Below are 14883 nucleotides of genomic sequence, written 5' to 3'. Positions count from 1 at the left end.
TAGATGTCAGCCAAGGACCCAGCCTCCGTCGACGCGCAGGGTCTGGCCGGTGATGAAGGCGGCGTCGGGGGCGGCGAGGAAGGCCACAGCGGCGGCCACGTCCGAAGGCCGGCCGCGGCGTTGGATGCACTGGCGGGCGAGCTGACGGGTGGTCATCGAGTCCTGGTCGGGGACGACGGCGGCTTCGGCGGGGACAGCGATGGAGCCGGGGGCCACGCAGTTGGCGGTGATGCCGGTGGGGCCGAGTTCGCGGGCGAGCGCCCGGGTGAGTCCTTCGAGGCCGGCCTTGGCGCTGATGTAGGCGGAGAGGTCGTGACGGCCGGCGGTGGCGAGGACGGAGCCAATGGTGATGATGCGGCCCCAGCCGCGGGTGGCCATGGTCGGGGTGAGCTCGTGGGCCAGGAGGTAGTGGCTGGTGAGGTTGGTGGCCAGCATGTCGTCCCAGACGGCGGGGGTGGTGTCGGCCCACGTGGTGCGGGGGTAGGCGCCGGCGTTGCTGACGAGGATGTCGATGGGGCCGGAACGGGTGTGGGCCTGACAGCAGAGAGCACGGACGGCGTCCGGATCGCGCAGGTCGGCTCCCACGGGACGGGCGGTGCCGCCGTCGGCGGTGATCTCGTCGGCGAGGATGTGGGCGGTGTCCCGGTCGTCGAGGTGGGCAAGGACGACGGCGGCACCATCAGCGGCCAGGCGCCGGGCGATGGCAGTGCCGATGCCGCCGGTGGCACCGGTGACCAGGGCGGTGTGGCCGGTCAGCGGGCCGGGCATCGTGCCTCCTCGATGGAGAAGAAGGTGAGGGGGTTGAAGGACGGGCTCATCGTCTCGGCGAGGCGGGCCAGGAGGAGCAGCCGGTCGGTAGGGGGGAGGTCGGCCAGGTTGTAGACGGCGAGGATGCGCATCGCCAGGTAGGGGCGGAGGAGTCCGGCCAGGTCTTCGTCGGGCCAGAGCTTGTCCGCGACGGGCTGGACGAGGTGTTGCCAGTAGGCGGCTGCGGCAGCACGTCGGGGCGGGGAGAGGGGTGCGGTGTAGTCGATGCGGATCGTGCGAGTGCCCAGGTTCATGTACGCCCGCCCGGGGCGGGGCCTGTTGGCGCGTACGTGGGTGAACGTGGCGGGATGGTCGGCGAAGGCGGCCGGGTTGTAGGTGGGGACCAGCCAGCCGCCGAGGGCGCAGACGTACCAGAGGAAGTTGGCGAACTCGCCCGGAATGCTGTTGAGGCCGGCGGTGTCGTAGTCGAGCCAGGCGAGGGGATGAGCCAGGTTGACGTCGGTGGGGTCGCCCTGGGTGAGGGCCGCCCAGACGGGTTCGTCGTGCCGAAAGTGGTCACGCAGCCAGCGCAGGGTGGCTGTCCAGTCGAAGTGGAACTGCCGGCCGTTGACGACCAGGACGTACTCGGCGAGGCGGGAGACCGGCACGTCGATGATGCCGTCGGCAACGGGGAAGTCGGTGCCGGCGTAGTACGTGTCCAGGCGTCCACCAGGTGCAGCTCGGTCCCAGTACAGCTTGCGGAGGATGGCAGCGGGCTTCGTCTGCCGGGCTGTCTCCAGGATGACGTCGCGGTAGGCGGTCGTGAGTTCGTCCATGTACTCCAGCAGGTCCGCGGTGGGCGTTTCGGTGTTGAGCAGGTCGAGGAGCAATCCGCGGTTGTGGCTTACGGGCAGCCGCTCGTAGGCCAGCAGATATCCGCCGGGGACGCGCAGGTGGGCGTGGAGCGCGGGAACGCGGTAGTGGCCGAGCAGCCGGGCGTGGCCACGGATTTCCTGACGGCCCTCGTCACGGTTGCGGGTGTACTTGATCAGCAGCGGGTGGCCGCGGACGTCCAGAGGAAGGAGCAGGTTTCGGGTGGCACGCCGTACGCGGCCGAGCCGCCACCGGGGTTCCGCGGTCATCGTTCGGCTCCGCCCAGCAGATCCGCACAGACGCGGGCCAGCGAACCCGGGGTGATCGCGTCGAGGTGGACGTCGGAGTCCGGCGCGATGACGTCGCGTACGGGGCAGAGGTCGCCCTGGTGCATGCGTTCCGAGAACGGGGTGGCCACCGCGTGATGGTGGGGCTGGCCTGTGCGCCATTTGCTGTGCGAGTGGCGGGCATAGAGGCCGATCACGGGCGGGCCACCGCCGTCTGCGCGGCGGGCCATGGCCGCGAGGTGGGTCAGGCCGGTGTCGTTGCCGAGGACGAGGTCGCAGCGGGGGAAGACGTCGGCGAGGTCGTCGGCGGGCAGGCCGTCGAGGTGCAGGGCGCGTACGGCGTGTCCGGGCTCTGCTGCGGCGATGCGTACGCAGCCGTCGTGGGCGCCGCCGACGAGCAGGAGACGGACATGGGTTCGCCGGGCGTCGGCGATGCGCGCGGCCACCTCTGCGAAGCGTTCGGCGGTGTAGTCCTTGCGCTCCGGCCAGCTTGTGGCGGTGATGGCCGCAATGGTCAGGCCGTCGAACCAGCCCGATGCCTGCAACTGCTGACTCAGCCGGTTTTCACCGCTCGTGAGTGTTGGGGAGAAGGGCGCGGAGGTGTGCAGCCGGACTCCGAGACGGCGTTCGAGCGAGAGGTAGTAGCGAGCGGGCATGTCGGCGTACGCCCGGCCACCGCTGGACCAGCAGGGCGGCGCAGCCGGGTCACACACCACGCTGACGTGCGCGTTCTCCCGGTGGCGCGCGACGAACTCCCGATCGCCGAGGACGACGAACCTGGCGTACGAGGCCGCGCCCGGCGGATGGGTGATCAGGCCACTGCGGGCGAGCAGTTGCGCGTACGGCCCCTCGGCTCGGATGGGCATCGGACCCCTATCCGGCCGGAGGGCGAACCAGTTGCAGAGGGCCCGGACGGCGGAGAGCGCGAGGAGGGAGTCGCCGAGCTTGCCGTGGAAGGACACGAGGATGGCGTCGCACTCGCTCAGACGCTCAGTGAGTTCGACGGAAGCCGGCACCGGCAGGGGCGTTCCGGCGGCGAGAGCATCCCGGTCGTATCCGAGCGGCGTGGTGTGGACGGCGTCGGCGGCCACGACTTCCGTTCCCGGGCAGAAGCGGATCCCGGTCGATACCGTGGCTGTCATCGTTCCTCCCCGATCGTTGTCAGCGCGATCAGCGGAATGCCGAGGTCGGCGAGGAGCGCGTGTGCGCCCTGGGTGGTGTCCTCCACCAAGCAGGCTGCCGCGACGGGCGCCGCCCCGGCCTCGCGAAGGCGGCGCGTCAGGTCCGCAAGAGTCCGGCCGGTGGTGATCTCGTCGTCCACGAGGACCATCCGCTGGCCGGGGGCGATCCCGTACGCGAAGACGTCGGTCCGCATCGCGTGCGGCTCGGTGAAGCGGACGGCGCCGTCGAGCGGCAGGCGGAGCTTCCAGGCGATCTTGTACGGGAGTCCGGCCGCCGAGGCGAGGGAGACGGTGGGCAGGATGCCTCCGGCGTCCAGGCCGAGGAGAAAGTCGACGGAGAGGGCGTCGGGGACTTCGGCGAGGACGCGCTGCCAGAGCTGGGCACCGGCCGATGTGAGCGCATCGGGGTGGACGGCGTCCTCCAGCCCGTCGAGTGAGTGGATGACGCGTTCGCGTCGGCTGGCGGGGCCGACGCCGAGGCGTTCGACGATTCGGGCGGAGAACGGGGGTACGGCGAGGGTTTCGGGCATGGCGAAGCTCCCGTTGAGAGGTCGGGCGATGAATGAAGGAGGCGAATCAGGCGGCGAGCTGGGTCGCGTACCAGGCCAGAAGGGCGTCAACCGCCGGAAGGAGCAGGGCGAGTGTGTGCTCGCGGTCGCCTTCGCGCCACGCTGCCGCGGTGTCGGCCAGCGTCGGAAGCCGGAAGGCAGGCAGGCCGGGGAGCTGGGAGGCAGCGGCCAGGATCTGGTCCGGTCCCGTCTTGCAGATCCCGTGCTCGCGCAGCAGGAGGCGGCAGGCGAGTACCAGGTGCTTGTACAGCTGCCGCAGGTGATGCGGGCCGGCTTCGGCGCGCAGCCGTCGCATGGTGAGGATCACCTGGGGCAGCTCGTGAACTGCGGCGAGGGCGAGTTCGCCGGAGGTGATGTGCGGCAGCTCCAGAAGGGGGTCCGCGTAGAGCACGGGGCGGTCGGCCTGGAGCTGGTGGAGGGCGAAGGCGACCCGCGGGGTGAGCCGCCGGGCAAGCAGTTCGTCGGGCGTGGCCAGGGTGAGGCCGACGGAGGCCGCGTCTCCCAGGGCCTGCTGGTAGTGGTTCAGCGCGCTGCCGACCTGGGCGGCGATGGAGTGGTCGGCGACGACCAGGAGGTCGAGGTCCGACCAACCGGCGATCCAGTTGCCTTCCCCTGGGCTGCCGGTGAGGGCGACCAGCCGGAGCGCCTGGCCGTATGACCGCAGGCCGTCGGCGAAGTCGGACGTCGCGGCGGCCACTGGTCCGGGCAGACCCAGTCCGTACGGCGTGGTGGTGCGGAGCTTGGCCGGGATGGGCGGTGCGGCGATGCGGCGCAGGTGGGCGCGCAGGTCGATGATGCTGCCGGAGTTGTCGATCAGGTGGTCGGCGAGGGCTGCCACTTGGTGTGCGCCCCGGCTCATTTTGATCTCGTCCTTGGCCGCGACGGCGTGGGCGGCCATGCCCGAACGGTTCACCCGTACCGCGAAGGGCGCGTCCAAGTACACGATCAGCAGCCGGTCGCCCATGAGGTGCTTCAGCTCGAGGATCGACGCCTCGTCGTGGACGGATTCGATGGTGATCAGCCGGGTGTGCACGTGGGCGTCCGCGAAGCGGTTCAGTTCGTCCAGGAGCAGCTCCGCCTGGCGGCGGGGTGAGAGCGCGTACGGGTCGGCCAGTCCGTTGCGTGCGGCGGCCTGCCGCAGCAGGTAGCCGATCTTGAATCGTTGTGCTCCGCAGGCCCGTTGGACGAACTCGGCGCTCGTGCTCTTGCCGCACTCGCTCAACCCGCCGAAGGCGATGACCCGAGCCAATCGTGGACTGGGGGTGATCTCACTGGCCGCCGCGTCGTCGACACCGTAGAGCTTGTAGCGGGCGGGAAGGGGCAGCCGGCGGGTGCCGCCGATGACCTCGGCGGTGAGGGAATCGAGCGCCGCGCACAACTCGTCCCGCTGCCTGTGGAGGGCCGGTACGCGGCGCTTGGCCAGGTCGTCCCGGTTCGATGCCCATGCGCTGTGCCAGATCCGCAGGGTCAGTACGGACAGGCGGTCGAGGACGGAGGCGAGGGTCTCGGTGTGCAGAGGTGCCTCGGCGTGAGCGGCCCCGGCCAGCGGCGCGAGGACTTCGTCGGCGCGTTCGGCAAGTGCATTGCGCTCGGCGTTGAGCTGGTCGATCTCCCGTTTGCAGTCCGCCACCCGCTCTGCGGGCAAGCCCGTGGCCCGGACCTGGTCCTCGGTCTTCCACAGGCGGGCGTTGACCGCGTGCAGCCGGGTGATCGCGTCATCGAGACGGCGCAGGTCCTTCTCCGGGAGGCCCGCAGCTGCGCGCGAGAAGCCGGGCGGGAGAATCAGGGGAGGCGGGTTTCCGGCGATGCTTGTCATTGGTCGTCGTCCTCTCCGAGATCCTCGGCCGGTAGCGGGATTCCGAGCCCTTCGACGATCCGTTCGTGCACGTCGGCACGGTTGTGGTGTTCGCAGTCCACGACCAGGTCGTACGCACCCTCCTCGGCCTGGCGGAGCAGGATCTCGTGCAGCACCTTCTGGTAAGCGGGGTAGATCCCCGTCCACGGGCGGCTTTCGCGGGCGCTGGTGATCGCGTAGCTGCGGTCCGGGTCCAGAGACGGGATGAGCAGGACCGAGGTCTCCGGCAGTGCCGAGATCGGCCCGGCGATTTCACGTACCGTCCACAGGGCCTCGCGCGCTGAGAGTCCTTCCTTGACGACGCTGGTCGCGGCGGCCACCGCGATCAGCATGGGCAGGCCGCGGTCGAGCAGCCCTGTGCGCTCGGGCTCGCGGGCGGCGGCGCGCTTGGCGTGGCCGCCGGCCAGCATGCTCGTCAGCTCCACGGTCGTGGAGGTCTCGAACCACCAGGTCGCGTAGTCGTCCGCGGCTGCCCTCTCCCACGGACCGGGGTCGTGCTCGTGAACTGCCCCCAGCATCTGGAAACGCTCCCAGCGCCGGGCCAGCCGCCGTAACTGTGTCGTCTTCCCGACGTTGTCGGGGCCGTTGAGGCTGATGAAGTCAGGCATCCCACCCATCCGCGCTCACGCCTTGCGGATCGGCGTGTCGAGGACCGAGATGATCGCGTCGATGTTGGCGGCGGTGAAGTCGGCCAGTTCCGGCGGCATGAGGTAGAGCTTGCGGATGTCCTCAGCCGTGAAGGGGATGCGGACGATTTCGTACCCGCCACGCTCCGGCTTGGCGAACTCCGTGCCCGTCCTCACGGACAGGTCCATGGTCGCCAGGCGCGCGGCGAAGATGTGCTGCACGCCGATGCCGTTCTCCAGCTCGTCGGTGATCAGGTGGACCAGCTCGGCGCGGTCGAGGGTGCCGCCCAGCTCCTCGAACACCTCGCGGTGCAGGGCGGCTTCGATGCTGGTGTCCTCGTCCTCGACACCGCCGCCGACCGTGACCCAGTACGGGTCGCGGCCGGGCTTGGTGCGCTTGATGAGTACGAGGTCGTCGCCGTCGAGCAGGATGGCGCGGGCGTTGCGCTTGACGATGTGGGGCATGCCGAGAACTCCTCGCGTACAGGGCTTTCTTGTGACCGTCCGGAACCGGCCGGGACTCAGCATGCTGCACCGCGGCGGCCGTACGTGACGTACGGATGTCGCACCAATGCTGTACCTCTGCCGAACTCGAGTGGTTACGCTGGGTGTTTTCGGTTGCTGAGGGGAGAGGGCGGTTGTGGTCACAGTGCAGAGCTGGTCCGGCAGAGAGGCCAGGCTGTTGCGCGCGGCGATGCGGATGAGCATCCGCGACTTCGCCGCGCACCTCGGCGTCAGCGTCCGCGTCATCTCCAAGTGGGAGGCGGGAGGCGAGGATTACTGCCCCCGCCCCGACTCACAGGCGGTCCTGGATACCGCGCTGGCCCGCTCCACCGACGAGATACGCGTTCGGTTCGCCGAGGCACTGGGCCGGCCGACGGCTGCTGCCCCGGGTGGCAGCCGGATACGCGTCGACTCGCACAAGTTCCTGCCGGTCTTCATCGGTGCCGAGCAAGCGCGACGTTTACGGGCCGAGATGGGCGACGTAGCGGCCGGCGGTTGGCTGGAGTCCTCATCGGCACGGCTGGAGCACCCGGATGAGCAGACGGTGTGCACCGTCCACGTCTACGCCTGCGGGGTCGCCGTCTTCCACCTCATGCAGCCCCAGGTCCCCGAGTCCCTCACCGAATTGGCCGTATGGCGCTACCGCTCGTACGCGACAGACCTGCCCTGGGCAGGGGCCAGGCTGCGGAACCTCCTGGATCTGGGCCCTGGCACGCCGGTCAATCCGGAATACGCCCTGTCGCTCTACTGGGTCACGTCCGGCCCCTGGGCCGTCGGCGCCGAGTTCGATACCGCCCTGCGGCTGCTGTCCACCCCGTCCGTATTGGTCGACCGCGGTGCGGCGACCGGCCCCGCGCCGCTCCAACAGTCCGTCGAGGAAACCTTGCTGGCCACGGGCTTCGACCACCCCGACATCGTCCCCTTCGGCGTCCGCGGCGTCTCCACCGGCTACGCCGGCTGGTCCGGAGTGGCCTACGCCGCCCACTCGGGCGAGCGCAGCCTCACCGTCGACGAACTCGTCGCCTGCGAACTCACCGTCCAGACCCTGTGGTGCTTCTCCCGCCAGATCCAGAAACTCGTCGAAGACGGCCAGGACCCCTCCACCCCCGACGACTTCGGCTGGCGCTTCCTGCGCGCCGCCTACTCCCGTCTCACCACGGCCCGCGCTCAGGAGACAGCGCAGCATGTCCTGATGCGAGAGGCCATCATGAAGACGAGCGGACTCGCGGAACGGCTGCGCGCCGCACAAGACGCCCTCCGGGACAGCGTCAGCTGACGAAAGGAGACCCCGCACATGGACATCGACCGTGCGGCCCTGATCGTCATCGACGTGCAGAACGGCTTCACCAACCACCACAGCCGACACGCGATCCCCGTGATCTCGGACCTGGTCGTCCACTGGTCCGCCGCAGGCCGCCCGGTCGTCTTCACCCGCTACCACAACTACCCCGACAGCCCCTTCGAGCGGTTCTTCGACTGGACCCGGCTCCAGAACTCGCCCGAAACCGACATCGTCCCGGCACTGGCCGAGCACGCCGCTGCCTCCCACGGCGTCCTCGACAAGTTCGGGTACTCGCTGTTCACGGACGAGGCGACCGAGCTGATCCGGGAAGCGGGCTGGACGGACCTGGTCTTCTGCGGCATCGCCACCGAGAGCTGCGTCCTGAAATCCGCCGCCGACGCCTTCGAACGCGGCCACGCCCCCTGGATCGTCACCGACGCCTCCGCCAGCGACGCAGGCCCCGCCGTCCACGACGCGGGCCTCCTCGTGGCACGCCGCCTCATCGGCCGCCGACAGCTCATCACGACCGACGACGTCCTACGGCAACTGGCCCCCAGGCTCCAGGAACCGGTGCTGGAATAGACGCCATGGCAGCGAACGCACCCCGCGACGGCAGCACCGATCTGATCATCGTCGGCGGCGGTCCGGCCGGCTGCGCCGCCGCGCTGATGGCCGCGAGCGTCGGCATGCGCTCGGTCCTGATCGAGGCGGACGCTCTCTGCGCCAAGCTCCAGCACATCGCGGCGATCACCAATGTCGTCGGCGGCCACGCCAGTGGACCCGAACTCGCCGCCGCGATCGCCAAGGACGTCACCCGTACCGGCCTCTGCAGCGTCGAACTCGGCGTACGCGCCACCGAGATCAACGCCTTCGACGACCACGTCACCGTCACCCTCGACAGCGGTCCCCGGCTGACCGCACCCTATGCGGTGGTGGCCACCGGCGTAGGGCCGCTGGCTGTGGAAGACGCCTCCTGGCTGACCGCTGCCGATGGGGTGGCTCTGCCCACCCTGTGGGGCGCGAAGGCCCCCGAGACCGGGCCCGGCTGTCTCCTCATCCTGGGCGCCGACCGCCCGCTGGGCACCTTCCTGCGGGCCCATCCCGCACTCGAAACGACGGTGCTGGTGGCGTACCCGCCCCAGGACGACTACAAGGTCGACGAGGTACGCGACGACCCCCGCGTCACCCTGCTTCCTGTGGCGAGCCTCTCGGTACGTGCCGGCGGCGATTCAGCGCTCACCGCCGAATGGACAGACCGGCAAGGACACTCCAGCACCCGGACCGCCGACGCCGCGTACCTCAATCTGGGCAGCGCCCCCACGCCCCCTACAGGCACGATCATCCGCGACAGCACCGGCTACTGCCCACCCGACCGCCAGCACCCCCGCATCATCACCGCCGGAGACCTGCGCTCCGCCCGTTACCAGCGCATCATGACCGCCACCGGCTCCGGTGGCGAGGCCGCACTCCGCGCCTACTACGCACTGCAGAGCCTGCCGTCTGCCGAATCACGTCGTCCGGCGTACTGACCGCGCAGGGCGGTGGCCGTCACGGGGAATCGACTGCGTCACGCACCCATGCCCAAAATACAAAAGGCCAGGTCACGGACTATGTGACCTGGCCTTTGGGCGGAGCCGCCTTCGGGATTCGAACCCGAGACCTACGCATTACGAGTGCGTTGCTCTGGCCAACTGAGCTAAGGCGGCTTGGTGCGGGTGCTGCGGGTCCGCGGCATGAGGGTCGCAGGCGCAGCACGGAGAGTCTACAGGGTTTCCCGGGGTGGTCAGGACCAGGGCGGGGGCGCCGCGGGGCCGCCCCGGTCCTGCCGCAAGGGTTGCCACCAGGGGCTGCAGCGGGGCCGCCGGGGAGTCCGGCCGCAGGGTCGCCGTATGGGTTGCGCCAAGGGCGCGGCCGGGGGCGCCGGCAACCGCCCGCGCGCCCCGCTACGGGAGCCCGGGGCACCTCACGTGCACGTCTTGCCCGCCGGCGGCACCGTCCCCTTCAGCAGATACGCGTTCACCGCGTTGTCGATGCAGGACGAGCCGCGGCCGTACGCCGTGTGGCCGTCGCCGTCGTACGTGAGGAGGTGGCCCGACGTGAGCTGCGCGGCCAGCGACTTGGCCCACGCGTACGGCGTCGCCGGGTCCCTTGTCGTGCCCACCACCAGGATCGGGCCCGCGCCCTTCGCGGTGATCTTCGCCGCGTGGCCGGTGGCCGGCACGGGCCAGTACGCGCAGCCCAGCGAGGACCAGGCCAGCGTCCGGCCGAAGTGCGGCGACGCCTTCTCGAACGACGGCAGCGCCTTCTCGACGTCCGCCGGCGACTTCAGGGCCGGCGGCAGGTCGAGGCAGTTCACCGCGGAGTTGGCGAACATCAGGTTGCTGTACTTGCCCTTGTCGTCCCGCTCGTAATAACTGTCGGATAGTTGGAGCAATGGTGCTCCGTCACCTTTGTTCGCAGCCGTAAGTGCGTCACGCAGGGTGGGCCACATGGACTGGTCGTACATCGCGGAGATCACACCCGTGGTGCCCAGCGCCTCGGTGAGCGGGCGGGCCAGCGAGCCGGTCTTGAGCGGGTGCGCGTCCAGGGAGGCGAACAGCGCGTCCAGGTGGCGGCCCGCGTCCGCTGCCGAGGTGGTGCCCAGGGGGCAGTCCGCCCGCCGCACGCAGTCCCGGGCGAAGGCGTCGAACGCCACCTCGAAGCCGCCCGCCTGGGTGCGACTGCTGTCCAGGGCGCCGATGGAGGGGTCCATGGCGCCATCGAGCACCAGGTGGCCGACGCGCTTGGGGAACAGGCCCGCATAGGTGGCACCGAGGAACGTGCCGTAGGACTTTCCGACGTAATTGAGCTTCCGGTCGCCGAGCAGGGCGCGCAGGACGTCCATGTCGCGGGCGGAGTCGACGGTGGAGACGTGCGCGAGCAGCTTGCCGGAGCGGCGCTCGCAGGCGGCGTCGAAGTTGCGGTCGGCGGCCTGGAGGGCGGAGACCTCGGCGGCGTTGTCGGGCGTGGTGTCGACGGCGGTGAAGGTGTCCATCTGCTTGTCGGTCAGGCACTCCACCGGCTCGCTGCGGGCGACGCCGCGCGGATCGACGGCCACCATGTCGTAGCGCGAGGTCACGGCGCTGGGGTAGCCGAGGGCCGCGTAGCCGAGGTAGTCGATCGCGGAGCCGCCGGGTCCGCCGGGGTTGACCAGCAAGGAGCCGAGTTTCGCACCCTTGCCGGTCGCCTTCTTGCGGGCGACGACGAGCTGGAGGTCGTCGTGGGGGTCGGGGTGCGCGTAGTCCAGCGGGACCTTCATCGTCGCGCAGTCGAAGCCGGTGGAACTGCAGCTGCGCCAGCTGAGTTTCTGGTCGTAGTACGGCGCGAGATCCGCCGCGGCCGCGGCGGTGGCGGCACGGCCGGAGACGACCGGGGAGGACGCGGCGGCTTTGTGGCCACTCCCTCCCGAGCAGGCGGTCAGCAGCAGTCCGGCCGTCACGGCGACGGTGGCGGGGATGCGGAGCAGGCGCTTGGTGTGCGTGGCGGCGGGCATCTGGGGCTTGGGTCCTCCCGTTGGATGACAGCGAGCGTATCCGGCGCTGGACGGCGGCAACGGGCGAGGCTGTCACCTTTTGAGTGATTCGCGAGCTTCGCTCTGGTTTTCGGGTGTGGGGTGGGCGAAGCTGGGGACACAGTGGGTGGACGGGCTCATCGCGGGTCTGCGGTGGGGTGTTGGGCATGTTGGGCTTGGGGACGCACGGGATGAGGACTGTGCGGCGTGGACGGGGACGGGGTGGTTCGGGTGGACGAGGTGACGGGCGTCCTGTCGGGTGCGGTGCGAGGCGCGGCCGGGACCGGTGAGGTCGAGGAGCGGGCGTGGTGTGCGGAGGGCGTACGAGCGGGGGCGCGGGCCGGGATACGGGGCGGCGTGGGCCCCTCGGTACGGGTCCTGCCGGGTGCGGTCGTGGCGGTCGCCTTCGGCGCGGGCGCGGCTGAGGTACGGCCGGGGTTGGGCCCCGGTTCGGTGGAGATACGGCGCGGACCGTCCAGCTTCTCGGTGAAGTAGGCGGCGACGGCTCCGAGCAGGTCCCGCCGGCGGGCGACCGCGTCGAGGACACGAACTTGGTCGCCACGCGGGTGCAGATGGGCCCGCAGGTGTACGGCGGAGGTGCGCGCGGCCTCGTCGCCGGAGCCGGCGGCGAGCAGCAGCGAGGGGTAGCGGCCGCTCGGCGGCGCGAGGTCGGGGTACCTTCCGGCGACCCCGGCCGCGGCGGCGAACCGTGTGGCGCCGGCCAGTGCTTCGCGTACGGCGCAGGGTGCCTGGTCGGCAATGCCGAGCAGGCCGTGGGCGGTACGGGCGGGCAGGACGCGGTAGCGGGCGGCGACCTCCGTAAGTACGGCGGCGGGGTCGGTGCCGCAGGTCGGCACGGTGACCAGGAGGAAGGAGTCGGCGCGGCCGCGGGCGGCCTGGCCGGCGAAGGCGGGGTAGAGGTCCGGGTCGTCGGCGGCGGCGTGGACGAGGACGAGCGGGTAGGCGAGGCCCGCGCCGAGAGGAGAGGAGTAGTGCGGGGGCAGCCAGACGCGGGTGCCGTCGCGGAGCAACTGCAGGGTGCCGCCGGCCGGGTGCGCGAGGGTACGGACGGCCGGAGCGGGAGGTGCGGGCTGCGGGGTACGGGCCGGCGGTGAGGGTACGACGGCGGGCGCGTGCTCGGCCACCGGCCGGGTACGGGGGGTGCCGCCGCTGGACCCCACGGCGAGGAGTGCGGCCAAGGCGACGGCAACGAGTGCGGCCAGGCCGGAGGACCCCGCGCGCAGCAGGGCGCCGCGGCGGTCCACGGGAAGCTCGTACGCGCGCCCGGTCCGTTCCCGGTGCCAGTGCCGCAAGGCGCGCAGCGCCAGCAGCGCGGTCGCACCGACGGCCAGGAGGAGCAGGACGGTCAGTACGGCGTCGGCCACGGCGGAGCCCTTCGGGGACGGCTGCGGCCCCGCGGGACAGACCATACGGACGGGGCGCTGCCTGCACCTTGCAACGCCCGGCCCGCCACCAGGGGTAGCGCGGTGCCCAGCTGTCCCCGGATCACCCGAAGGCAGTACCCGGGACGTACGCCTGCGGCAGCAAGCGGGACGTGGTGAGGCGATGAGGAAGGAGAGAGCGAGGTGGGAACGAAAGGAGGGCGAGGTGGGTGACGCGGCTGCGGTGGCCGGGCGTGAGAGGCCGACTTGTGCCTCGGCCGCATGTGGCCACGCCGTACCTGGGCCGGTGTGAAGCCGAGCCGTCCTTGGGCCGGTGTGAAGTCGAGCCGTCCCTTCGGGGCTCGCGCGGCCAGGCGACGCGCACGGCCAGCCAAAGCCGCGCACGGCCAGATACCCGGGCCGCACTCGTCCTCGGCCGTGCTGTGGGCCGACGCGTGACGGTGCGGCTCGTGGTACGGGGCCGGACGCGGCCGCGTGCGCGACCAGCAGGCCTCGGCCGTGCGCGTGGGCCGATGCCTAGTGGTGCGGCTCGTCGTACGGGGTCGGACGGGGCACGTGCGGCGACGACCACCAGGCATGGCCCTGCGGCGGGCCGGCGTGTGAGGGTGGGCCTTGCGCTACCGGTGCCACGCGCCCCCGCGGAGAGGGCACCCCCGGCGCGCAGGGGGTCGGGCGGTCAGGCGGCGCGGAGGGCCAGGGTCATGGCTTCCACGGCCAGGAGGGGGGCGACGTTGCGGTCCAGGGCGTCGCGGCAGGCGAGGACGGCGTCGATGCGGCGCAGGCTCTGCTCGGGGCGGGACTGGGCGGCGATGCGCTCGATGCCGTCGAGAACTTCGATGTTGGCCACGCGGTCGGCGGGGGAGCCGAGTTGGAGGCTGAGCACGTCGCGGTAGAAACCGGCGAGGTCGGTGAGGGCGAGGTCGAGGCTGTCGCGCTGGGTGCGGGTGGAGCGGCGCTTCTGCCGGTCGGCGAGGTCCTTCATCGCTCCGGCGGTGCCGCGCGGCATACGGCTGCCGGTGCCGGCGGCGGCACCGAGGGCGGCGCGCAGTTCCTCGGTCTCCTTGGCGTCCATCTCCTCCGCGACGGCCTTGGCGTCCTCGGCGGCGGCGTCGACGAGTTCCTGGGCGGCGCGCAGGCAGCCGCCGACGTCGGCGACGCGCAGCGGCAGGCGCAGGACGCTCGCCCGGCGGGTGCGGGCGGACTCGTCGGTGGCCAGGCGGCGGGCCCGGCCGATGTGTCCCTGGGTGGCACGGGCCACGCGGGCGGCCAGGTCGGGGTCGATGCCGTCGCGGCGCATGAGGACGTCGGCGACGGCCTCGGGGGAAGGGGTGCGCAGCGTCAGGAGGCGGCAGCGGGAGCGGATGGTCGGCAGGGCGTCCTCGACGGAGGGGGCGCACAGCAGCCAGACGGTCCGAGGGGCGGGCTCCTCGATCGCCTTGAGCAGGACGTTCGCGGCGCCCTCGGTGAGGCGGTCGGCGTCCTCGAGGACGATCACCTGCCAGCGGCCGCCCGCAGGGGAGAGGGCGGCGCGGCGTACGAGGTCGCGGGTCTCCTTGACGCCGATGGTGAGGAGATCGGTACGGACGGTCTCGACGTCGGCGTGGGTGCCGATGAGGGCGGTGTGGCAGCCGTCGCAGAAACCGCAGCCGGGTGGGGCGCCGAGCTTGCGGTCAGGGCTCGTGCACTGCAGAGCGGCCGCGAAGGCGCGGGCGGCGGTGGAGCGGCCCGAGCCGGGGGGACCGGTGAACAACCAGGCGTGCGTCATACGGGAAGCGGGGGCGGGGGAAGCGGGCTCGCCGTCGGAGGCGGCGGCCGCGTGCTCGCTCTCCACGAGGGCGTCGGCGGACTGCGCGGCGGCGGCCAGCTCGGCGACCACGCGGGGCTGCCCCACGACGTCGTCCCACACGCTCATCCGCCCACGCTCCCGCTCTCCGGTTCCTTCGGCGACGTCCCCACGGTGCCGACCCCGTCGAGGCCTGCCGCCTGCCCCCATTCTGAAGGGTCCC

General features: G+C 71.5%; 13 protein-coding genes and 1 tRNA gene. 3 read left to right on the top strand and 11 right to left on the bottom strand.

Annotation, left to right across the window (positions count from 1 at the left end):
• Window positions 1–6: 6 nt before the first annotated feature.
• The 7 genes from BLR33_RS06315 to BLR33_RS06285 are packed head-to-tail and all read right to left on the bottom strand — an operon-like array spanning window position 7 to window position 6603.
• Window positions 7–768, bottom strand: coding sequence for an SDR family NAD(P)-dependent oxidoreductase (locus BLR33_RS06315; protein WP_093783219.1), 762 nt, complete (start codon window positions 766–768; stop codon window positions 7–9).
• Window positions 753–1889, bottom strand: coding sequence for a magnesium and cobalt transport protein CorA (locus tag BLR33_RS06310; RefSeq protein ID WP_093783218.1), 1137 nt, complete (start codon window positions 1887–1889; stop codon window positions 753–755). Before BLR33_RS06310 ends, BLR33_RS06315 begins: the two co-directional genes overlap by 16 nt.
• Window positions 1886–2998, bottom strand: coding sequence for a glycosyltransferase family 9 protein (locus BLR33_RS06305; RefSeq protein WP_245771191.1), 1113 nt, complete (start codon window positions 2996–2998; stop codon window positions 1886–1888). The genes BLR33_RS06310 and BLR33_RS06305 overlap by 4 nt, the downstream gene beginning before the upstream one ends.
• A 47-nt stretch (window positions 2999–3045) precedes the next feature.
• On the bottom strand, window positions 3046–3618 hold the full coding sequence (locus BLR33_RS06300) for a phosphoribosyltransferase (protein WP_093783216.1): 573 nt from the start codon (window positions 3616–3618) through the stop codon (window positions 3046–3048).
• Between the two features lie 46 nt (window positions 3619–3664).
• Window positions 3665–5473: a DUF4254 domain-containing protein gene (locus BLR33_RS06295; protein WP_245771190.1), complete on the bottom strand. Its 1809-nt coding sequence runs from the start codon at window positions 5471–5473 to the stop codon at window positions 3665–3667.
• Window positions 5470–6120 carry a hypothetical protein gene (locus tag BLR33_RS06290; protein WP_245771189.1) on the bottom strand — a complete coding sequence of 217 codons (651 nt, stop codon included), beginning with the start codon at window positions 6118–6120 and terminating at the stop codon, window positions 5470–5472. The genes BLR33_RS06295 and BLR33_RS06290 overlap by 4 nt, the downstream gene beginning before the upstream one ends.
• A 15-nt stretch (window positions 6121–6135) precedes the next feature.
• Entirely contained in the window at window positions 6136–6603 is a 468-nt protein-coding gene (locus tag BLR33_RS06285; RefSeq protein WP_093783214.1) for an NUDIX hydrolase, read from the bottom strand.
• A gap of 175 nt (window positions 6604–6778) precedes the next feature.
• Here BLR33_RS06285 and BLR33_RS06280 point away from each other — a divergent pair, with 175 nt between their 5' ends.
• The 3 genes from BLR33_RS06280 to BLR33_RS06270 are packed head-to-tail and all read left to right on the top strand — an operon-like array spanning window position 6779 to window position 9453.
• Window positions 6779–7918: a helix-turn-helix domain-containing protein gene (locus BLR33_RS06280; protein ID WP_245771188.1), complete on the top strand. Its 1140-nt coding sequence runs from the start codon at window positions 6779–6781 to the stop codon at window positions 7916–7918.
• 18 nt (window positions 7919–7936) lie between these two features.
• The gene (locus tag BLR33_RS06275) at window positions 7937–8506 is read left to right on the top strand and encodes a cysteine hydrolase family protein (RefSeq protein WP_093783213.1); all 570 of its coding nucleotides are present in this window, start codon (window positions 7937–7939) and stop codon (window positions 8504–8506) included.
• A gap of 5 nt (window positions 8507–8511) precedes the next feature.
• Complete coding sequence (locus BLR33_RS06270; protein ID WP_093783212.1) at window positions 8512–9453, top strand: FAD-dependent oxidoreductase; 942 nt, start codon at window positions 8512–8514, stop codon at window positions 9451–9453.
• 103 nt (window positions 9454–9556) lie between these two features.
• Here the strand turns inward: BLR33_RS06270 and BLR33_RS06265 are convergent.
• The 4 genes from BLR33_RS06265 to BLR33_RS06250 all read right to left on the bottom strand — a co-directional run bounded on the left by BLR33_RS06265 (window position 9557) and on the right by BLR33_RS06250 (window position 14789).
• Window positions 9557–9630 (bottom strand) — tRNA-Thr (locus BLR33_RS06265).
• 257 nt (window positions 9631–9887) lie between these two features.
• Window positions 9888–11456 carry an alpha/beta hydrolase gene (locus BLR33_RS06260; RefSeq protein WP_093783211.1) on the bottom strand — a complete coding sequence of 523 codons (1569 nt, stop codon included), beginning with the start codon at window positions 11454–11456 and terminating at the stop codon, window positions 9888–9890.
• Between the two features lie 155 nt (window positions 11457–11611).
• Window positions 11612–12859, bottom strand: coding sequence for a superantigen-like protein SSL4 (locus BLR33_RS06255; protein ID WP_143031641.1), 1248 nt, complete (start codon window positions 12857–12859; stop codon window positions 11612–11614).
• Window positions 12860–13553: 694 nt separating this feature from the next.
• Window positions 13554–14789 carry a DNA polymerase III subunit delta' gene (locus BLR33_RS06250; protein WP_093783209.1) on the bottom strand — a complete coding sequence of 412 codons (1236 nt, stop codon included), beginning with the start codon at window positions 14787–14789 and terminating at the stop codon, window positions 13554–13556.
• Window positions 14790–14883 lie beyond the last annotated feature (94 nt).

Origin of the sequence: Actinacidiphila guanduensis, assembly GCF_900103985.1 — a bacterium.
Classification (GTDB): domain Bacteria; phylum Actinomycetota; class Actinomycetes; order Streptomycetales; family Streptomycetaceae; genus Actinacidiphila; species Actinacidiphila guanduensis.
Note: the sequence above shows the minus strand (reverse complement) of the source record. Positions and strands in the feature narration are given on the sequence as shown.